We start from the raw sequence: 20,173 nt of genomic DNA on the forward strand, positions 1-20,173 counted from the left end.
ACGCCCGGCCGGCTTCCGGGCCGGCCGCAACAGCAGTAAAAACACACGAAGGGGATCCCCAATGAGAATGCGCAACCTCGTCGCCACCGTTGGCGTCGCAGCGCTCGCGCTGACCGTCGGTGCCTGTGGCAAGGAAGACACACCGGCCGCCGGTGGCGGTACCGGTGGCAGCACCGGCGCCTGTGGCGAGCTCCACAAGTTCACCGTCGCCTCCGGCGGCGACGTGGCCGGCAGCCCGACCTTCACCAAGATGAAGTCGAAGGGCAACGCCGTCGTCGGCGTCAAGGCCGACCAGCCGAACCTGGGCTACAAGGATGCCAACGGCAAGCGCTGCGGCTTCGACATCGAGATCGCCCGGATGGTGTCGGCCCAGCTCGGCCTGGACCCGGACAAGATCGAGTACAAGGAGATCCCGTCCGCGAACCGCGAGACGGCGATCGCCGGTGGTGAGATCGACTACTACGTCGGCACCTACTCGATCACCGAGAAGCGCAAGAAGCTGGTCGGCTTCGCCGGTCCGTACTTCATCGCCGGTCAGGACCTGCTGGTCCGCAAGGACGACACCTCGATGGACGCCGGCAAGACCGGTCTGAAGGGCAAGAAGGTCTGCTCGGCGACCGGCTCCACCCCGATCCAGCGGGTCAAGGACGAGAACCTGACCGAGGCGAGCAACATCTCGGAGTTCAAGACCTACTCCGAGTGCGTCTCGCAGCTGCTGGACAAGAAGGTCGACGCGGTCACCACCGACGACGCGATCCTGAAGGGCTACGCGGCGAACGCGCCGGAGGAGCTGCGGGTGGTCGGCAAGCCGTTCAGCACCGAGAAGTACGGCATCGGCGTACCGCTGGCCGACAAGGCTCTGCGGGACAAGGTGAACGCCGGTCTGGAGACCGCCTTCAGCGACGGCACCTGGAAGGCGCTGTACGACGAGACGCTGGGCAAGTCCGGCGCCACCGCGACGGCACCGCCGCTCGAGAAGTACTGATCCACCCGGTCAGGGCGGCCCCGGATCGCCGCGGGTCGCCCTGACTGTTTTCTCTCCTCCTTGGGAAGGTCGCGATGCTCTCGGTCCTCACCGACAACTGGGAACTGTTCAGAGACGGCTTCTGGACCACGATCAAGCTGTTCGTGGTGTCCGGTCTGCTGAGTCTGGTCATCGGGACCCTGCTGGCCGGCTTCCGTGTCTCCCCGGTGCCGGCCCTGCGGGCCATCGGCACCGGCTACGTCAACACCCTGCGGAACACGCCGCTCACGCTGGTGTTCGCGTTCCTGGTCTTCGGCGCGCCGAAGGCGGGCCTCAACCTGCCGGACTTCTTCTGGTCGGCCATCGTGGCGCTGACCGTCTACACGTCGGCCTTCGTCTGTGAGGTGGTCCGGTCGGGTATCAACACCGTCTCGCCGGGTCAGTCGGAGGCCGCCCGCGCGGTCGGCATGACGTTCGTGCAGGTGCTCGGCATCGTCGTGCTGCCGCAGGCCTTCCGGGCCATCGTGCCGCCGCTGACGAGTGTGATGATCGCGCTGCTGAAGAACACCACCATCGCGGCCGGCTTCTCGGTGCTCGAGGCCGGCGCGATCCCGGCGGTGATGGCCGAACGCGGCCAGAACCAGATGCTCACCCTGGTCTGGATCACCGTCGGCTTCCTGCTCCTGATCATTCCCCTGGTCTCCCTGCAGCGGTGGGCCGAGCGACGGACGGCGGTGGCGGCATGACTGCCGTGTTGTACGACGTCCCCGGCCCGCGGGCCCGGGCGCGGAACCGGATCCTCAACGTCGTCGTGGTGCTGGTCCTGCTGGGCGTCATCGCCTGGGTGGTCCTCAAGCTCAACGACACCGGCCAGTTCGAGAGCCGTCGCTGGGCGCAGTTCCAGTACAAGTCGATCCAGGAGCAGCTGCTCACCGGTCTGCTGAACACGCTGAAGGCGGCCGCGCTGGCCGCGGTCTTCGCGTTCATCTTCGGCGCGGTGTTCGCCGCCGGCCGGATCAGTGACCACAAGTGGCTCCGGATCCCGGCGACCGCCGTGGTCGAGCTGTTCCGCGCGATCCCGCTGCTGATCCTGATGTTCTTCTTCTACTACGGCTCGCTGCAGTTCCAGCTCGGCATCTCACCGATGTGGGCCGTGGTGCTCGGCCTGACGCTGTACAACGGCTCGGTCCTCGCGGAGGTCTTCCGGGCCGGGATCGCCGCGGTGCCGAAGGGCCAGCGCGAGGCGGCGTACGCGACCGGGCTGCGCAAGAACCAGGTGGTCCGGCTGATCCTGCTGCCGCAGGCGGTCCGCGCGATGCTGCCGGCCATCGTCAGCCAGCTCGTCGTGCTGCTGAAGGACACCGCACTCGGCTTCATCATCACCTACAACGAACTCCTGTACGTCGCCAAGCAGATGGGCGGCCGGCTCGAGTTCGGCTTCCCCTACATCCCGACGTACATGGTTGTCGCGATCATCTACATCGGCCTGTGCTCGCTGCTGTCGGTCTTCGCCCGGTACCTCGAAGGCCGCACCCGCCGCAACCGCAAGATCGCCAAGGGCACGGTCATCCCGGCCGCCCCGTTGGAAGACGGCCTGGACAACACCCGCCTGTGATTCTTCGGCTGCTGAAATTGTTTTGCCTGGCGGCCCGTCCAGGCGTGAGACTGCTCGGATGGTCGAGAGCAGCAGCACGCCGGACGGGCGCGCGGGGATTGACGCCGGGCTGGTCAAACGCCTGGTGAAGGCGCAGTTTCCGCAGTGGAGTGAGTTGCCGGTGGAGCCGGTGAAGGTGGACGGGTGGGACAACCGCACCTACCGGCTGGGCGATGCGATGACGGTTCGGTTGCCCACGGCATCGTCGTACGCGCCGGCTGTGGACAAGGAGAACGAGTGGTTGCCGCGGCTGGCGCCACAGCTGCCCGTCCCGGTGCCAGAGGTGCTGGGCAAGGGTGTCCCTGGTGAGGGCTATGCCTTCAACTGGTCCGTACGCCGCTGGCTGGACGGCGAGACCGCCGCTGTGGAACGCATTCCCGATCTGCCGGGGTTCGCGGTAGCGGTCGCCGAATTCATCCGCGCACTGCAGCGCTGCGACGCAACCGGTGGGCCGGCAGCGGCGGCGCACAGCTTCTACCGCGGTGCGCCTCCTGCGTACTACGACGACGAGACTCGGCGCGCAATAGCTGCCCTGGAGGGACGCGTCGACACCGCGCGAGCTGCAGCCGTCTGGGAGGCTGCGCTCGAGTCGTCCTGGGACCGGCCGCCGGTGTGGTTCCACGGCGACATTGCCCACGGCAACCTGTTGGTTGTCGACGGCAAACTGTCGGCCGTCATCGACTTCGGTACGTCGGGAGTCGGCGATCCCGCCTGTGATCTGGTGATCGCCTGGACGATGTTCTCCGGCGAGAGCCGCGAGGCGTTCCGGCGTACCGTCGACCACGACGCGGCGACCTGGGCGAGAGCTCGCGGCTGGGCCCTGTGGAAAGCACTGATCGTCCTGGCTGACGTCATCGATGTCGACCCCGACGCCGCAGCGACCAACCAGCATGTGATCGAGGAAGTCCTCGCCGACCACGCTCAGGCCCAGTAGTCGACCGTCCAGGCCTTCACCAGGTCCCCGTCCAGCTCTAGCAGAACGCGGCCGGCGGGCCGGTCGGGCTCGGCCGACCAGGCGTAGGTTGCCTCGATCCGGCCCTCGCCGAACGAACTGTCGAGCACGACCACCTGGTCGTCCGGCGGGTTCGCCCGGTACGCCGCGACCACCGCTTCGCGTCCCTCGAACGGTCCGACCGGGATGCCCACGAACGTCATCGTGCAGTCGGCCGTGAGGCCACCTGCGAGCTGCTCCGCATCACCGCCGGCGGCAACAGCGTTCACCGCTGCGATGTGCCGGTCGAGGATCTGTTGCTCGGTCATCAGCTCGCTTTCGGGTCGGACGCACACGGCTGCGGGCCCCCGGCCGGAGGCCCGCAGTACCGGCTTCGTCAGCGCAGGGTGTTGAAGGAGTCGCGGATGATTTCCAGGGCTTCGGTGGCTTCTTCTTCGGTCAGCGTCATCGGTGGAGCCATCCGGAGGACGTTGCCGTAGAGGCCGCCCTTGCCGATCAGGAGGCCGCGGTCCTTGGCCTCCTGCTGGAGTTTGACCGTGGTGGGGGCGTCGGGTTTGCCGTCGGCCGGGTCGACCAGCTCGGCGGCGAGCATCAGGCCCTTGCCGCGGACGTCGCCCAGCTCGGGGAACTCCTCCGAGATCCCGCGCAGGCCGTCCATCAGCTGGGCTCCACGCTTGGCCGCGTTGGCCTGCAGGTCGTTGTCGGCGATGTAGTCCAGCGTCGCCTTCGCCGCGGTGGTCGAGATCGGGTTGCCGCCGAAGGTCGACAGCGAGTTGGCGCTCAGGCTGTCCATCAGCTCCGGCCGGGCCACCACCCCACCGATCGCGAAGCCGTTGCCGAGGCCTTTGGCGAACGTCATCGCGTCCGGTACGACGCCGTGCGCCTGGATGCCCCAGAAGTGGTCCCCGGTCCGGCCCCAGCCGGTCTGCACCTCGTCGGAGATGAAGAGGATGCCGAACTCGTCGAGCACCTCCTTGAAGGCGGCGTACAGGCCGTCGGGCGGTGAGGAGAAGCCGCCGACGCCCTGGATCGGCTCGACGATCAGGCAGGCGACGTCACCCGCCGTACCGGTCTCGATGACGTTGCGGAGGTCGTCGACGCAGACCTTGATGTACTCCGCGTCGGGCAGGTCCTTGAACGGGCTGCGGTACCGGTAGGCGCCTTGTACGTACTGCACGTTGACCGGTGACAGGCTGCTCGCCGACCAGCCCCGGTTGCCGGTAATGGCGACCGTGCCGAAGCCGCGGCCGTGGTACGAGTTGCGCATCGCCAGCACCTGGTTGGAGCGGCGCTTCTGGGTGGCGAACAGCAGGGCCGCCTCGTTCGCCTCGGTGCCGGAGTTGGTGAAGAAGACCTTGGCGTCCGGGATGCCGGACAGCTCGGCGATCTGCTCGGCCAACTCGATCTGCCGCCGGATCAGGTACACCGTCGAGGTGTGCGCGATCCCGGTGTCCAGCTGCTCGCGCACCGCGTCGGAGATCTCCGCGATGTCGTAGCCGATCGCGTTGGTCAGGATGCCGGCGAAGAAGTCGAGGTACTCCTTGCCCTCCCCGTCGGTGACCCGGCGGCCGGTGCCCTTGACGATCTCGATCGGCTCTTCGTAGTACAACGCGAGCCAGTCCGGCATGACGGCCCGGTGGCGCTCCCACAACTCCGCATGTGTCATGTCCTAGCAATACCGCATCACGCAGCTGTCCGCTAGCGGCCTGCCGGTGACTTAGAGTGCTGCGGGTGACGACGCCGAGCATCCCGCACCTGGATATCGAGTCTCTGCAGCACTTCGACCAGGTGATCGCTGCTGGAGCCAGCTCGATGGGTGGCTGGCGGGTGCAGTCGGTGGACCTGACGGAGCGCACGCAGGTACTGCTCAGGTTGTCGCCGGCTGGTTCCCTGTTCCTGGGCTGTGCGCTGGAGGAGACCGCTGCGGCCTGGATCCGCGACGGCGGCGGGCTGATCTTCCCCGCGATCCCAGAGCTGCCGTTCGACCCGTACCGCGGCGCCCTGTACGCCGCCGAGGAGCTCTACGCCGACCTGTCGTCGGGGTACGAGGCGACACCCGATGCGCAGATCTACGCCTGGTCGCGGCAGCACGACGCGCGGGGCGACACCGGCCGGACGCTGGCGGCCGCACTGCACGACCACTCGATCGCCGACGCCCTGCACGAGCTCCCCGACGACAAGCCGTGGATCGGCGTGATGGGCGGGCATGGGATCGCGCGCACCGACCCGACGTACCGGTCAGCCGTCCTGCTCGGCCGCACGCTCGCCCGCGCCGGCCTGACCGTCGCCACTGGCGGCGGACCCGGCGCGATGGAGGCAGCGAACCTGGGCTCCAGCCTGTCCTCGTACGACGACGCTGCGGCCGAGGCGGCCCTTGCGGCTCTCGCGGCTGCCCCCTCCTTCCGACCGTCGATCGCAGACTGGGCTTCGACCGGTTTGGCGGTACGCCGGAACTACCCGGGCGACGGCGGCGTCTCGATCCCGACCTGGTTCTACGGTCACGAGCCGCCGAACGTGTTCGCGACCTCGATCGCGAAGTACTTCTCCAACGCCCTGCGCGAAGACGTCCTGCTCAGCCGGGCGCGCGGCGGGATCATCTACCTGCCCGGAGCGGCCGGCACCGTCCAGGAAATCTTCCAGGCCGTCACACCGAACTACTACGGGGACGCCGCCACCCAGGTCCCGATGATCCTGGTGGGCGTGGAGTACTGGTCGGTGAAGCTCCCCGTCTGGCCGCTGCTCGAGAGCCTCGCCGACACGCGCCCTATGGCGTCGTCAATCCGCCTGGTCGACACCATCGAAGAGGCCGCGGGGCTGGTGACCTCTTAGGAGACGCGCTGCGGGGTGAACTGCATGCGCGGGTTGGCGTAGGCGTCCTGGGAATCGACGAGCTGCAGCTCGCGCTCGCCCGACTCGTGCGTGCGGGTGAGCAGGTCGAACACACTCGACGTCGTCCGGGCCAGGGCGTCCGCGAGATCGCCCGTACGCCGGTAGTGCGCCGTGAAGAGTGCGGCGGTCACGTCGCCCGACCCGTTCGCCTTCATCGGGATGTACGGCGTCTGCACGAGCCACGCCCCGCTGTCGTCGACGGCCAGCATCTCGATCGTGCCGCTCTCGCGGTCGGGGCGCTCGACGCTGGTGACGAGCACGGTCCGCGGTCCGGTCGCGCGCACAAGCTCCACCGAGGCAAGCGTCGACTCGAGCGTGTCAGGCTCCGTGCCGGTCAGGAAGCCCAGCTCGAACTGATTGGGCGTGATGATGTCGGCGGCCGGGACTACCCGGTCGCGCAGCAGCACCGGGATGGCCGGCGCGACGAAGCAGCCGGACTTCGCGTTACCCATCACCGGGTCGCACGAGTACACCGCCGCCGGATTCGCCGCCTTCACCCGCTTGACCGCCTCGAGAATGACGTCGGCGATCCCCTCACCACCCTGGTAGCCCGACAGCACCACGTCGATCTGCGGGAAGACACCACGATCCTCGATGCCCAGCAGAACCTCGCGTACATCGTCCGGGCTGATCAGCGGCCCACGCCATGCCCCGTAGCCGGTGTGGTTGGAAAAGTTCACCGTGTACACCGGCAACACCTCCACCCCGATGCGCTGGAGCGGAAACACAGCGGCCGAATTACCCACATGCCCATAGGCAACCGCAGACTGAATCGAGAGAATCTTCACCGCCCGATCATGCCATTCCAACCGCGGCGAGCGGTCCGGCCCCTAACCACCGAAGCGAGCGTGGAGCATGTTGGCCACCGCGGGCGGACAGTCCGCCCGGCGAGCGAGTCTGAGGCTCACGACGCCGTTGGTCCCGGCCTCCACCCCCGCGATGCACTCGGCGATGGCGGCTTTGTCGGAAGCGGAACACCGCGGCCACACCGCTTCGAGCCGCGGGATCACCACCGGCTGCTTCGTGGCCACGCAGATCAACATGTTCGCCAGCCTCGTCCGCGGGATGCCGACCTTGTCCGGCTGAGGTTTCTCCCGCCAGATGGCGGCCGCCGAGTCGATGGTGAGCACCCTCAAAGCGAAGTCGCACAGTTGCTGAGGCCCGAGGTGGGCCGCACCCAGCGTCATGATGGCGCCCAGCAGCCGGGCATAGCTGGGTGATCGGGCCATGGAACCCGCCGCTGCCGCGTGTTCGAAGGCCGTCCGTGCGGCCACGAGGTGCGCCTCCAGGATCGCCACAGCGTCTGCGGTCCTGAGTCCGGTCCCGCGGTCGATCGCCGCGACCAGTGCGGTCAACGCGTTCTGGAGCTGCTGGTCGTCGCCGGTGGTGAGCGAGCGCACCAGCCGCTCGACGACAACGGGCCGCCAGGTCGCCGGGAGCCGGAGAGTTCCGCTCCGTTGCTCGATCGCCGTCACCACGGCGCTGACGGCGTTCGCTTGCTCCGAGGCCAGCAACTCGAGCAGCCAGGGCAGACCGGCCTGCTCGAGCTCCTCGCGATCCCAGTCGTCCAGCGAACCGGCCGCGGCTTTGGCCGCTGCCAACGCAACGTCCGGCCGGCCGCCTTCCAGGATCTGCTGCGAGACCCACTCGCGAGCGGTGACCGAGATCGGCGTCAGCCGACCCAGCAGGAGTCCGACCTGGTCGCTGTCTGCCGCATCGACCGACCTCAACAGCGACCTGAGTTCCGTTTCGAGTTCCTGGAGGACAGCAGGCCGGGCCGACGATACGAGGGCGACGAAGGCCCGGCGTACGGTGGATCGTCCGTGCATCCGGTTGCCTGCCTCCTCGACGGAGAAGCGGGCCAACCCGCTGACGTACTCCCGCAGCCGAGCGGGGTGGTCGCAGGCGAGCTTGACGAGTACCGCCCAGATCGGGTGTGGGTGGTTGGGCAGGTAGCCCTCCAGGGAATCGGCGAGCTCCAGACGCGTGCCGGCGTCCACCTTCGTCGTCAGGTGACTCGCAACGCTGGCCAGTGTGCCCAGGACACCGTTGGAGCTGGTTCTTGGCACCCGGAGGACAGCTTCGGCGACCAGGTCCGGGGCGTCGTCAGCCAGGTCGAGGACGGCATTCGTGTACTGCGTACGATCGATCGAGCTGTCCGGATCGAAGGCCGCCCGCAGGAGTTCCCCAGCGATCGCCCGGTCCGCGCAGAGGTGGCGCATCAACCGCAACTGACAGGCGTTCCATCGTTCCGGCAGCGAAGCGCCGAGCATCGATCGCCAGTCCGACCAGCCGGTCGCGGCCTGGACCTGGGAGTCCTGCCAGGTATCGATCAACAACCCCGCGGCGTCGTCCACCGCTTCGACCGGACACTTGAGCCGCAGGGCCCGCAGGGTCAGATCGGTCTTCAGCCCTGGATCATCGGCAAGCTGCCGGACTGCGGCCAGCGTCCAGGCCCGGGCAGCGTCCGGCAACTTGCCGTAGCGATCAACGAGAAGCCGCAGATCGAAACCGGTCGCGGCGGCGGTCGTCGCGTGTTCCAGCAGTCCCCGGACGATCATGCCGACCTGTCTGCGATCGCCGCCCGTCCGCTTCAGACAGAGCTCCACGGCCTGGACCAGGGCCGCGGCCTGGTGAGCAGATTCGGCTGAGGCGATCAGCGGTCCGACCGTCAACGCAACCCTGGGCAGACTCGAACGATCGGCGTTGCCCAGACACCACAGAGCAACCTCGAGCGCCGGGCCCAGGCAACTGCCGGTCGCCGGCTCCAGGACATCGACACTCGCGATGAGTTGGGTGGGGCGGCGTTCCTTCAGCTCGGCAGCCAACTGCTCGAGCCGGGAGGCGTCGTCGTGAACGATCGCGCTCTGGAAGTGGAGCCGTATCCCCTCGACCGAGTCCAGTGGCACGAGTGCGGCCAACTCCTGCAGCCGGTTCCGGTCGATCTCCAGCATGAGAAGGTGCTTGGCGATCGCCCAGTAGCCAGGTACTCCGGCCTGCAACCCGTCGTTCAATCGCGCGAGATCAGCTTCTGTGCCGCGGATGGCGAGGTGCCGTGCGACGGCGAACTCGGCGTAGGTCTGGTGGAAGAAGGCGTATCTCCCACCGACGTCCTGGACGGTTCCCTCGCTGAGCAGCCGGCCGAGACCGGTCATCGCGTCGTTTTCAGGGACGAACTCAACGAAGCGGTTGGCACTGGCTGCCCAGACCGCGGCGGCCAGTGCCTCGGCGGTGCGGAACTGGTGCGCAGCCCGGTCTGCTCGTCGACCACGCCGGTCCCGGGCAACCCGGCGCTCCCAGTAGGCCTCGTAGAGACGGGTGACGGTGAGGCCGGCCGGAACAGCGCCCGCGGCTGCGTAGAGGTCACACGCCATGGCGAGACGCAGCGGAGAGGAGAAGACATCACTGGCGGCCGGCAGCCGCTGGGTCAGGCTGGCAGCGAAGGTCTCCCGGCTGTACTGCGGGATGGCGCTCGCCTGCGCGTACGCGTCCGCCCACTCGCCGATCTCGTCCGGCGTCAGGTTCGGCAGGCGATAGAGCGCACCCGCCAGGTCGCGCTCGGGCTCCAGGAAGCTGTGCCACTCCTGGTCTCGGCAGGTCATCACGAGGAGGGCGCCGCGCGCGACCTGCCGTAGTACGTAGGCGATGTCGTCCGTGTTGTCCTCGGTCAGGACGAGATCGAGGGTGTCCACGATGACGACCACCCGCGACGTCGTCGCGGCCGCCAGGATCGCAGTCAACGGAGCCGTCTCCCGTACCCCGGAGGCGGCCTGCCCGAAGGCCAGGTCTACCGCTGCCGCGCCGACGAGTTCGGCAGAGGACGGGATCCGCGTGCACGGAACGAAGATCGCCGTCGTGTCGTCCTCTGACGCGAATCGCCCGAAGAGCTGGCCGGCCAGCACGCTCTTGCCGAGGCCTCCTTCGCCGAGGATCAGCAGCGGCGTCGTCGAGGTCGCGTCCAACGGTCCCACCGCGCGCTCCAGTAGGGCGAGCCGGTCCCTGCTCGGCAGGATCTCCGGTTGCGCGCTCTCGCGCGCGGCCGCGCTCGCCAGCCGGACCGCGGCCATGAGATCGCTACTCGAAGCCGGTTGCTGAACCGTTCTCTGCAGTTCGAGAACCTCCGCGACGGCCTTCCGCAGCAGGTCTGTGCTGACCAGGATCTCCGCGATCCCAGCCCGCTCTGCCTGTCCGGCCCTGTCGGTCCGATGGACCGTCACCGCGACGAATCCACAAGTGAGATCGAGGAGGCGATCGAAGTACCTCTGCGCGTCGTCGGACAGCAGGCCGGTCCGAAGCCTTCGCCCACCTCGGTCGTCGAGCAGATAGCTGCGCAGCGCCTCGCCGCCGCGTAGCGCGTGGCTCAGCGTTCCGCGCTCGGGCGCTGACGCGAGGAGGTCTTCGAGTGCGGCCTCCGCGGCACTCAGATCACCGTCTGCCGCATGCCGGAACTCGTGGCCGGCCCGGTTCAGGACCTTCGCGGCCAGCTCTGCCGGAACCTCGGAGAAGTCTCCCTCCGTCCGTCCGTCGGACAGCTCCTTCGCTGCGTCGGCGATCCTGCTGGCACCGGCCAGGTGCAGAACGGCCCGGACGATGTTCGACCCGCGCACCAGACGCACCCTCGGCCAGCTTGCCGCCACTCGACCTCCCCAGTCAGTCCCAGCCAGTATGGCGGTCGCAGGCGTGACGGGTCAGGAGGTGGTGAGCCAGCCTTCGGCTTGTTCGAGGAAGAGGTCGACCTCCATGACGTCGTAGCCCTCGCGGATGCGCACCGGGGAGAACTGGACGTTGCGAATCTCTTGCGGGGTGACGGGGCGGTCGACGGGCAGGCCGTTGACCGTCGCCATCACGCGGTCGACGAAGTCGTCGACCTCGGACATGTCGTAGCCCTCGCGGAGCTTGACGGGAGTGAAGAGCGGAGCGTCGCGCAGCCGCCGCGCTTCTGCCGGGCGGTCAGTGGGCCAAGCGCCCGGCGTCGTGGTGTGGTCCACCGCGCGGGCGTGGTCGACGGGGTGGCTGTGGTCGACCGGGCGGGTCTGGTCAACCGGGCGGGTCTGGTCAACCGGGCGCGGGTGGTCGGCCGGGCGGCTGGTCATGCTTTGGGCGGCCTGGTCGAGGAAGGCGTCGACCTCGTCGACCGCGTAGCCCTCGCGGAGGCGGACCGGGGTGAAGCTGACGTTGCGGATGTCGTCCACCGTCACCGGGCGTTCGACGTACCGGCCTTCGACGGTGGCCTCGAGCCGCTCGATGAAGGCTTCGACCTCGGCGATGTCGTAGCCCTCGCGCCAGCGGACGCGGCTGAACAGCTCCGCCATCAGTCTTTGTTGGCCGCGGCGAGCTGGCCGCAGGCGCCGTCGATCTCCTGGCCGCGGGTGTCGCGGACGGTCGTCGGGATCCCGCCGGCCTGCAGGCGGCGGACGAACTCGCGCTCGTCGGCCGGGTCGGAGGCGGTCCACTTGGAGCCCGGCGTCGGGTTCAGCGGGATCAGGTTGACGTGCACCCAGCCCCAGTCGCCGCGCGCCGCCAGCTTCTCGGCCAGCAGGTCCGCCCGCCAGGCGTGGTCGTTGATGTCGCGGATCATCGCGTACTCGATCGAGACCCGGCGCTTGGTCTTCTGGGCGTATCCCCAGGCAGCGTCGAGGACCTCGTCGACCTTCCAGCGGTTGTTGATCGGCACCAGCTCGTCGCGCAGCTCGTCGTCCGGCGCGTGCAGCGAGAGCGCCAGCGTGACCGGGATGCCCTCGGTCGACAGCTGGTTGATCCGCGGCACCAGGCCGACCGTCGAGACGGTCACGCCGCGGGCCGAGATGCCCAGCCCGTCAGGCGACGGCTCGGTGAACCGGCGGACCGCGCCGATCACGGCCTTGTAGTTGGCCATCGGCTCGCCCATGCCCATGAAGACGATGTTGTTGACCCGGCCGGGCCCGCCGGCGATCTCGCCGCGGCTCAGCGCCCGGGCGCCGTCGACGACCTGCTCGACGATCTCGGCGGTGCTCATGTTGCGGGTCAGCCCGGCCTGACCGGTGGCGCAGAACGGACAGGCCATCCCGCAACCGGCCTGGCTCGAGACGCACATGGTGGTGCGGTCCTTGTAGCGCATCAGCACGGACTCGACGAGCGAGCCGTCGAGCAGCTTCCACAACGACTTGCGGGTGGTGCCGTTGTCGCACTCGAGGTCGCGGACCTTGGTGAGCAGCGGCGGCATCAGCTCGGCGACCAGCTTGTCCCGGGTCGCGGCGGGCAGATCGGTCATGTCCGCCGGGTCGTCGGTCAGCCGCGCGAAGTAGTGGTTCGACAGCTGCCGGGCGCGGAACGCGGGCTCCCCGAGCGCGGCGACCGCAGTACGGCGCTCCTCTCCGCTGAGGTCGGCCAGGTGCCGCGGCGGCTTCTTGGCACGGCGCGGCTCATCGAAAACAAGCGGGAGGGAGGTAGTCATCGCCTTCCATTGTCGCCCGGCCGGTCCGCCATTCACAAATTCACATCAGTGACCCTGGACACCAGTCGCGCCCCGGGGCGGCCGGGGCGCGAGTGGCGAGGTGTCAGGCGGAGTACCCCTTCGGCGGGATCAGGGTGGCGAGCTGGTTGAAGGTCAGCCAGTACGTCGCGGGGCCGAAGCCGGCCGGGTCGGCGATCAGCACGGTCGAGTCGCTGGTGTCGTAGCCGATCACCGTGAAGTAGTGCCAGATCGTGTAGTTCGGGTAGCCCGGCGGGTGATTGTTGGCGGGGGCAACGATGTTCGCGACGATCGCGTAGCCGCGGTCGATGTCGTACTGGATGTCGTACCAGAGCAGGTTGCGCTGCGCCTGGGTCGGCGGATCGTTCGGCATCTCCTTGGTCTCGTAGTAGCCGGTGTTCAGCCGGTTGTTGAGGACCCGGGTGACCTGGCCGATCCAGTCGGTGCCGTTGGTCGTGGTGGGGAGCTCGTTGGCCAACTGCTGCTGGCTCGGCGGCGACGACATCCGCGCGGACAGGGCCATCCTGGTCGCGGCCGGGCCACACCAGTAGCCGGTCTGCTGGTACTGGAACTGGATGCTCACCGACCGCAGCGTCTGGGTCGAGTACCCGAGCGTCGGCACCTTCTTCTTCGCGGCAGCCGCGTTAGCTGCTAGCACCGCCTCTGCTGTGGTCGCCTCGACCCCAGCGTTCGCCGTGCCTGCTGCCGTCGCGGCAGATGCGGCCGCAGGCATGGACAGAGCGGCGATCAGGGCCAGACCACAGATCGCGGCCTTCAACTTCGTCGGCGTACGCCTCCCGAGCCTTACGGGCGGCTGGAACAGGTCACTGGACATGTGAGCTCCTCAGCCTCGCAGCGCCGACCTCCGTGGTCGCCGCACAGCCCAGTGGATTCCTCCCACCCAAGCTTGTAAAGCTACCCTCCGAGCCTGGTTGAGCACCCTCAGCAACTGCCTGAGGGACGTTTCCGCAGGTCACAGCGTTGTCAGCAGGTTTCCACGGTCTCTGAAACGCAGTAAAAATTTTCCCAACCATTTCCATCCAGATCGAATCCAAGCCTCGACGCCGAGGGAATGAGCCCTGCGATGCCCCAGTTGGACTCTGCATGGACTCACTCCCCCGTACTGCGCTCGCCGGGGTTCCGTTGTCTGTCCTCGACCGCTCGCGGACCCGCGCGGGCGAGACTGAGGCGGAGACGCTGCGCGGCACGGTGCGACTGGCGCAGCAGGTCGAGGAACTCGGCTACCACCGCTTCTGGGTGTCGGAGCATCACAGCGTGCCCGGTGTGGTCGGGTCGGCGCCCACTGTGCTGGCTGCGGCTGTTGCGGCGTCCACCACTCGCATCCGGGTCGGCACCGGCGGGGTGATGCTGCCCAACCACCAGCCGCTCGTCGTGGCAGAGCAGTTCGGCGTACTGGAGTCGCTGTTCCCAGGCCGGATCGACATGGGGCTGGGCCGCTCAGTCGGCTTCACCAATGGCATCAGGCGAGCACTGGGCGTCGAGAAGGACGCAGCGGAGGACTTCAGCGCCCAGGTCCGTGAACTGCTCGGCTACTTCACCGGGACCCAGCAGCACCACCCGCAGGTCCACGCACGCCCGGGTGAAGGCTTGACCGTGCCACCGTTCGTCCTGGCCGTCGGCGAAGGCGCCCTCCTGGCAGCGTCCCTCGGACTCCCCCTGGTGATCGCCGGCGTCAAGGGCGAGCAGGAGCTCCTCACCCTCCTGGACCGCTACCGCACTGGCTTCCAGCCCTCGCCGTGGGCCAGCAGGCCGTACGTCGTACTGGCGGCCACAGTGGCCGTTGCTGCCACCACGGACGCGGCCAGGCGCCTCCTGTTGCCTGAGGCGTGGTCCAGCGCCTACTCACGCACCCGTGGGGTGTTTCCGCCGCTGCAGCCGGTCTCAGAGGTACTGGGACTGGAGATGACCGAGAAGGAACGTGGGTTCTTCGAGCAGTCGTTGCGCGGGCAGATCTACGGAACCGCTGCCGAGGTGGACGCCGCACTGGGAGGTCTGGTGCAGCGGACCGGCGCGGACGAAGTACTGGTGACTACCAACACCTACGACCGCGCCGAGCTGCTGGAGTCCTATCGACTGCTGGCAGAGCTCGCCGAGCTCAGGACCGCCGTCAGCCGCTGATCCGGGCCAGCAGGCCCTTCCGGACCTCCGGCCACTCGTCGGCCAGGATAGAGAAGACGACCGTGTCCCGGAACGAACCGTCGGCCACCTTCTTGTGCCGCCTGAGCACACCCTCGCGGGTGGCGCCGAGCTTGGCGATCGCCGCCTGCGACCGGGTGTTGGTCAGACCGGTCTGGATCTTCACCCGGCCGAGACCGCAGTCCTCGAAGGCGTGCTGAAGCAGCAGGAGCTTGGCCGCCGGGTTGACCTTCGTGCCCCACACAGCGGGCGTGTAGCCGGTCCAGCCGAGGTGGACAGACTCGTTGTGGAGATCCACGTCGCCCAGGCTCGTCGTACCGACGACGGTGCCTTCGGCGCCCAGTTCGCTGTCAGCGGCCAGCCGGACGACGTATGCGACCCGCTTGGCCGCGGACGGCACCCACATGTCGCGCATGTGCTCGACGCTGGTCGGCATCGCGGCGGGCCCGCCACCGAAGCCCCCGGCGTACACCTCCTCGCGCGCGATCGCGGCGTACAGGGCATCGATGTCAGAGGGGACCAGCCGGTCCAGGCGGACGACGTCACCGATCAGGGAACGGCCGTCAGGAGAGATCGTCATGCCGCCAGCCAACCTGGCAGGCCCATGTCCCGTCAAACGAGCAGGTGCAGCAGCAACCAGACCGCGGGAGCCGTTGCCAGCAAGGAATCCAGCCGGTCCATCACGCCACCATGCCCCGGCAGCAGGTTGGACATGTCCTTGATACCGAGGTCGCGCTTGATCATCGACTCGGCCAAGTCACCCACGGTCGCGGTCAGTACGGCGACGGCGCCGACGATCGCACCGACCCACCAGTGACCGTCCAGCAGCCAGACCACCGAGCCGATGCCGGCACCGATGCAGGCCAGCGTGGAACCGGCGAAGCCCTCCCAGGACTTCTTCGGGCTGATCGTCGGAGCCATCGGGTGCTTGCCGAACAGCACACCGGCCACATAGCCACCGACATCGCTGGTCACCACGACCAGGAAGAACGTCACGACCCGCTGAGGGCCGTCGTCTTCCGGCTGGACCAGCAGGATCGCGAAACCGGCCAGCAGCGGTACATAGCCGAGCAGGAACGCGTTGGTGGTGACGTCGCGGACGAAACCGATCGAACCGCCCGGCATCCGCCAGAAGATCGTCGCCAGCACGGTCAGCGCCAACGCGATCAGCAGCGCGAGCGGGCCTCCGTAGTACGCGGAGACCAGCATGGCCGTCGTACCGACGAACAGCGGGATCCTGGACAGCTTCGCACCGCTGGTCTGGAACACCCGGACCAGTTCGTCGACGGCCGCCAGCACGGCGGCCAGCACGACCAGGACGAACAGCGACTTCTGCCAGAAGAGCGAACCGAGGATGACCGCACCGAGGGCGACCCCGACCGCGATCGCCGCGGGCAGGTTGCGCCCGGCGCGGCTCGGCGCGGGCGTGCTCTGGTCGACGCCCATCACACCTCGAGCAGTTCGGCTTCCTTGTGCTTGAGCAACTGGTCGATCGAGTCGACGTACTTCTTCGTCAGCCCGTCGAGCCGCTTCTCAGCACTCTTGCCCTCGTCCTCGCCCGCTTCGCCGTCCTTGACCGACTTGTCGATCTGGTCCTTGGCGTGCCGGCGGATCGTGCGGACCGAGATCTTCGCGTCCTCACCCTTGGTCTTGGCGACCTTGATGTACTCCTTGCGCCGCTCCTCGGTGAGCTGCGGCATGGTGACCCGGATGACCGAGCCGTCGTTGCCGGGGTTCACACCCAGGTCGGAGTCGCGGATCGCCTTCTCGATCGCCGCCATCGCGCCCTTGTCGTAGGGCGAGATGAGCACGGTGCGCGGGTCCGGCACCTGGAAACCGGCCAGCTGCTGCAGCGGCGTCGGCGAGCCGTAGTAGTCCGCCACGATGTTCGAGAACATCGAGGGGTGCGCCCGGCCGGTACGGATCGCGGCGAAGTCGTCCTTGGCGACCTCCACGGCCTTCGCCATCTTCTGCTCGGCTTCGCGGAGTGCTTCGTCGATCACGACATTCCTCGCTTCCTCGGGGCCGCGTCGGTGCGGCCCCATCAACCCTATGAACACTGGCAACCCTACGAGCGCTGGTTTACCAGATAACGGACGTCAGCCCGTGTCTTGGCCGTGATCTTAGTGCGTCTGCTAGTGACCTGGTGAGACGACCGTGCCGATCTTCTCACCCCGGACGACGCGGGCGATGTTGCCCTCCTCGAGTCCGAAGATCACGATCGGCAGCGCGTTGTCCCGGGCCAGGCTGATCGCCGTCGCGTCGGCGACCCGCAGCCCGCGGGCCAGGAAGTCGTCGTACGACAACTGGTCGAACTTGACCGCGTCGGGGTTCTTCTTGGGGTCGGAGTCGTAGACCCCGTCGACACCCTGCTTGCCCATCAGCAGCGCCTCGGCCCCGATCTCCAGCGCGCGCTGGGCGGCGACCGTGTCGGTGGAAAAGTACGGCATGCCGGAACCGGCGCCGAAGATCACCACGCGGCCCTTGGCCAGGTGCCGATCCGCCTTGCGGGGGATATAGGGCTCGGCGACCTGGCCCATCGTGATCGCCGTCTGGACCCGGGTCTCGACGCCGAGCTTCTCCAGGAAGTCCTGCAGCGCCAGGCAGTTCATCACCGTGCCCAGCATGCCCATGTAGTCGGCGCGGTTGCGCTCCATTCCGCGCTGCTGCAGCTCCGCGCCGCGGAAGAAGTTGCCACCGCCGACCACGACGGCGCACTGCACGCCGGCCCGGACCACCTCGGCGATCTGCTTGGCGATCGAGTTCACCACGTCGGGGTCGACGCCGAGCTTGCCGCCGCCGAACACCTCACCCGACAACTTCAGCAGCACCCGGTGATAGGCCGGAGCGACCGGCTCGGAGGCCGGACTCGTCTCGGTACCCAGGGTTTCCGTCACGACTCCGGCCTCCTCGTCGACTGCGCTGTTGTGGTCTGGTCGGTGAACCGTCAGGCTCCGACCTCGAAGCGAGCGAACCGCTTGACGGTCACGCCGGCCTCGTCGAGAACCGCCTTGACGGTCTTCTTGTTCTCCTGGACCGAGGACTGCTCGAGCAGCACGACCTCCTTGAAGAAGCCGTTCACCCGGCCCTCGACGATCTTCGGCAGCGCCTGCTCGGGCTTGCCTTCCTCGCGCGCGGTCGCCTCGGCGATCCGCTTCTCGCTCTCGACCGTCTCGGCCGGGACCTCTTCGCGGGTGGTGTACAGCGGGCGCATCGCGGCAGCCTGCATGGCCGCACCGCGGGCGGCGTCGAGGTTGTCGCCCTCGAACTCGACCAGCACGCCCACCTGGGCCGGCAGGTCGGCGGCACGCTTGTGCATGTACGCCGCGACCTTGCCGTCGAACACCGCGACCTTGCCGAGCTCGAGCTTCTCGCCGATCACCGCGGCCAGGGCCTCGATGTTCTCGGCGACGCTCTTGCCGTCGGCCAGCTTCTCGTTGAGCAGACCCTCGACGTCGCCGACCTTGCTGGCCGACGCGTGCGCGACGATGTCGGCCGCGAGCTGCTGGAACTGCTCGTTCTTGGCGACGAAGTCGGTCTCGCAGTTCAGCTGGACCATCGCGTTCTCGGCCGCGGCCACCAGGCCGTTGGTGGCCGAGCGCTCGGCGCCCCGCTTGGCGGCCTTGGCCGCGCCGTGGATGCGCAGCTCCTCGATCGCCTTCTCGAAGTCGCCGTCGGTGGTCTCGAGCGCCTTCTTCGCGTCCATCATGCCCGCGCCGGTGGCGTCGCGGAGCTTCTTCACGTCAGCGGCGGTGTAGTTCGCCATTCCTCGATCTCTCGTCTTCGGTGGTGCGTCAGCTGGTGGGGTTCGCCGCCCGGACCCGAGCCCGGCGACTTTGCTCGCCGTACCCGGTCTCCCGGCAACTTGCTCGCCGTCCCGGCGATCCGGTGATTCGCTCGCCCTACCCGGCTGGCCGGTGGCTAGCTCGTCTCCGGTCCGCTCTCCGGCTCTTTCGCCTCCGGCGTGAACCGGAGGCGATCGCCGTACTGCGGGTGGTCCGGCGGCTTGCTCGCCGTCCAGCGCCACCGGCGACCCCGTCGTACGGGATCTGGGTGGCGCCGAACGGCTACAGGCCGATCAGGCCTCGGTCTTCGGCGCCTCGGTGCCCTCGGCCGGCGTGTTGTCGGCCGCGGCGATCGTCTCGGCGACGGCGCCGGACTCGGCAACCGGAGCCTCGTCGGCAGCCGGAGCAGCCTCGGTGGCCTCAGCGGCCGGGGCCTCGTCGGCCTTGGCGTCGTCAGCCTTGGCGGCGGGGGCCTCGTCGGCCTTGGTGGCGCCGTTCTGGCTCTCCAGCAGCTCGCGCTCCCAGGCCGCCAGCGGCTCCTCGGCACCCAGCTCCTCGCCGGCCGCGGCCGCACCCTGGCCGCCACGCGACATCAGGCCGTCGGCGACGGCGTCGGCGACCACGCGGGTCAGCAGGCCGACCGAACGGATCGCGTCGTCGTTGCCCGGGATCGGGAAGTCGACCTCGTCCGGGTCACAGTTGGTGTCCAGGATGCCGATGATCGGCAGCTTCAGCTTGCGCGCCTCGTCGACCGCGAGGTGCTCCTTCTTGGTGTCGACGATCCAGACGGCGGCCGGAACGCGGGCCATGTCCCGGATACCACCGAGGGTCTTGAGCAGCTTGTCGTGCTCGCGACGCTTCTGCAGCAGCTCCTTCTTCGTCACACCGGAGGCGGCGACGTCGTCGAAGTCCAGCAGCTCGAGCTCCTTGAGCCGCTGGAGCCGCTTGTTGACGGTCTGGAAGTTGGTGAGCATGCCGCCCAGCCAGCGCTGGTTCACGTAGGGCATGCCGACCCGGGTCGCCTGCTCGGCGATCGCTTCCTGGGCCTGCTTCTTGGTCCCGACGAACAGGATCGCGCCGCCGGAGGCAACGGTGCTCCGGACGAACTCGTAGGCGCGGTCGATGTACGACAGCGACTGCTGCAGGTCGATGATGTAGATGCCGTTGCGCTCGGTGAAGATGAATCGCTTCATCTTCGGGTTCCAGCGACGGGTCTGGTGCCCGAAGTGGACGCCGCTCTCGAGCAGCTGCTTCATGGTCACGACGGCCATGAGGTGTTCCTCCTGTCGCGCTCCGGCCCGGCCGGAGACGCCTGTCTCGG

Annotated in this window: 19 protein-coding genes; 6 read left to right on the top strand and 13 right to left on the bottom strand. The window is 68.3% G+C overall.

The window, feature by feature from the left end; all coding sequences use genetic code 11:
- Window positions 1-61 precede the first annotated feature (61 nt).
- The 4 genes from AB0F51_RS36910 to AB0F51_RS36925 all read left to right on the top strand — a co-directional run bounded on the left by AB0F51_RS36910 (window position 62) and on the right by AB0F51_RS36925 (window position 3,552).
- Window positions 62-985, top strand: a complete 924-nt coding sequence (locus AB0F51_RS36910) for a glutamate ABC transporter substrate-binding protein (protein WP_360287977.1) — start codon at window positions 62-64, stop codon at window positions 983-985.
- 74 nt (window positions 986-1,059) lie between these two features.
- A complete protein-coding gene (locus tag AB0F51_RS36915; protein WP_360287979.1) occupies window positions 1,060-1,710 on the top strand; it encodes an amino acid ABC transporter permease in 651 nt (216 codons plus the stop codon).
- Window positions 1,707-2,579, top strand: a complete 873-nt coding sequence (locus tag AB0F51_RS36920) for an amino acid ABC transporter permease (protein WP_360287981.1) — start codon at window positions 1,707-1,709, stop codon at window positions 2,577-2,579. Before AB0F51_RS36915 ends, AB0F51_RS36920 begins: the two co-directional genes overlap by 4 nt.
- A 58-nt stretch (window positions 2,580-2,637) precedes the next feature.
- Window positions 2,638-3,552, top strand: coding sequence for an aminoglycoside phosphotransferase family protein (locus AB0F51_RS36925; RefSeq protein ID WP_360287983.1), 915 nt, complete (start codon window positions 2,638-2,640; stop codon window positions 3,550-3,552).
- On the opposite strand, the gene AB0F51_RS36930 is transcribed toward AB0F51_RS36925, so the two are convergent.
- Complete coding sequence (locus AB0F51_RS36930; protein ID WP_360287985.1) at window positions 3,540-3,878, bottom strand: hypothetical protein; 339 nt, start codon at window positions 3,876-3,878, stop codon at window positions 3,540-3,542. The genes AB0F51_RS36925 and AB0F51_RS36930 overlap by 13 nt on opposite strands.
- Before the next feature lie 68 nt (window positions 3,879-3,946).
- On the bottom strand, window positions 3,947-5,236 hold the full coding sequence (locus tag AB0F51_RS36935; protein WP_360287987.1) for an aspartate aminotransferase family protein: 1,290 nt from the start codon (window positions 5,234-5,236) through the stop codon (window positions 3,947-3,949).
- 65 nt (window positions 5,237-5,301) lie between these two features.
- Between AB0F51_RS36935 and AB0F51_RS36940 the strand changes: the two genes are divergently transcribed.
- On the top strand, window positions 5,302-6,399 hold the full coding sequence (locus tag AB0F51_RS36940) for an LOG family protein (protein ID WP_360287989.1): 1,098 nt from the start codon (window positions 5,302-5,304) through the stop codon (window positions 6,397-6,399).
- Here the strand turns inward: AB0F51_RS36940 and pdxY are convergent.
- The 5 genes from pdxY to AB0F51_RS36965 all read right to left on the bottom strand — a co-directional run bounded on the left by pdxY (window position 6,396) and on the right by AB0F51_RS36965 (window position 13,745).
- A complete protein-coding gene (gene pdxY, locus AB0F51_RS36945; RefSeq protein ID WP_360287991.1) occupies window positions 6,396-7,247 on the bottom strand; it encodes a pyridoxal kinase PdxY in 852 nt (283 codons plus the stop codon). The genes AB0F51_RS36940 and pdxY overlap by 4 nt on opposite strands.
- 42 nt (window positions 7,248-7,289) lie before the next feature.
- A complete protein-coding gene (locus AB0F51_RS36950; RefSeq protein ID WP_360287993.1) occupies window positions 7,290-11,066 on the bottom strand; it encodes a hypothetical protein in 3,777 nt (1,258 codons plus the stop codon).
- An 81-nt stretch (window positions 11,067-11,147) separates the two neighbouring features.
- Window positions 11,148-11,771: a DivIVA domain-containing protein gene (locus AB0F51_RS36955; protein WP_360287995.1), complete on the bottom strand. Its 624-nt coding sequence runs from the start codon at window positions 11,769-11,771 to the stop codon at window positions 11,148-11,150.
- Window positions 11,771-12,892 (bottom strand): 23S rRNA (adenine(2503)-C(2))-methyltransferase RlmN, encoded by a 1,122-nt coding sequence (rlmN, locus tag AB0F51_RS36960; RefSeq protein ID WP_360287997.1) that lies wholly within the window; start codon window positions 12,890-12,892, stop codon window positions 11,771-11,773. Before rlmN ends, AB0F51_RS36955 begins: the two co-directional genes overlap by 1 nt.
- Before the next feature lie 103 nt (window positions 12,893-12,995).
- Window positions 12,996-13,745 (bottom strand): C39 family peptidase, encoded by a 750-nt coding sequence (locus tag AB0F51_RS36965; RefSeq protein WP_360287999.1) that lies wholly within the window; start codon window positions 13,743-13,745, stop codon window positions 12,996-12,998.
- A 269-nt stretch (window positions 13,746-14,014) separates the two neighbouring features.
- Between AB0F51_RS36965 and AB0F51_RS36970 the strand changes: the two genes are divergently transcribed.
- Window positions 14,015-15,049 (top strand): LLM class flavin-dependent oxidoreductase, encoded by a 1,035-nt coding sequence (locus AB0F51_RS36970; RefSeq protein ID WP_360288000.1) that lies wholly within the window; start codon window positions 14,015-14,017, stop codon window positions 15,047-15,049.
- Here the strand turns inward: AB0F51_RS36970 and AB0F51_RS36975 are convergent.
- From AB0F51_RS36975 to rpsB, 6 genes are all read right to left on the bottom strand, one after another.
- Window positions 15,039-15,647 carry a GNAT family protein gene (locus AB0F51_RS36975; protein ID WP_360288002.1) on the bottom strand — a complete coding sequence of 203 codons (609 nt, stop codon included), beginning with the start codon at window positions 15,645-15,647 and terminating at the stop codon, window positions 15,039-15,041. The two genes, AB0F51_RS36970 and AB0F51_RS36975, sit on opposite strands and share 11 nt — an antisense overlap.
- A 32-nt stretch (window positions 15,648-15,679) precedes the next feature.
- Window positions 15,680-16,513, bottom strand: a complete 834-nt coding sequence (locus AB0F51_RS36980; protein WP_360288004.1) for a phosphatidate cytidylyltransferase — start codon at window positions 16,511-16,513, stop codon at window positions 15,680-15,682.
- Window positions 16,513-17,070, bottom strand: a complete 558-nt coding sequence (frr, locus tag AB0F51_RS36985; protein WP_360288006.1) for a ribosome recycling factor — start codon at window positions 17,068-17,070, stop codon at window positions 16,513-16,515. Before frr ends, AB0F51_RS36980 begins: the two co-directional genes overlap by 1 nt.
- Window positions 17,071-17,202: 132 nt before the next feature.
- A complete protein-coding gene (gene pyrH / locus AB0F51_RS36990) occupies window positions 17,203-17,964 on the bottom strand; it encodes a UMP kinase (protein WP_360288008.1) in 762 nt (253 codons plus the stop codon).
- Window positions 17,965-18,014: 50 nt separating this feature from the next.
- On the bottom strand, window positions 18,015-18,833 hold the full coding sequence (tsf, locus tag AB0F51_RS36995) for a translation elongation factor Ts (protein ID WP_360288010.1): 819 nt from the start codon (window positions 18,831-18,833) through the stop codon (window positions 18,015-18,017).
- A gap of 312 nt (window positions 18,834-19,145) precedes the next feature.
- Window positions 19,146-20,123, bottom strand: a complete 978-nt coding sequence (gene rpsB, locus AB0F51_RS37000) for a 30S ribosomal protein S2 (RefSeq protein WP_360288012.1) — start codon at window positions 20,121-20,123, stop codon at window positions 19,146-19,148.
- Window positions 20,124-20,173: the final 50 nt, after the last annotated feature.

Origin of the sequence: Kribbella sp. NPDC023855 (genome assembly GCF_040639475.1) — a bacterium.
GTDB lineage: Bacteria > Actinomycetota > Actinomycetes > Propionibacteriales > Kribbellaceae > Kribbella.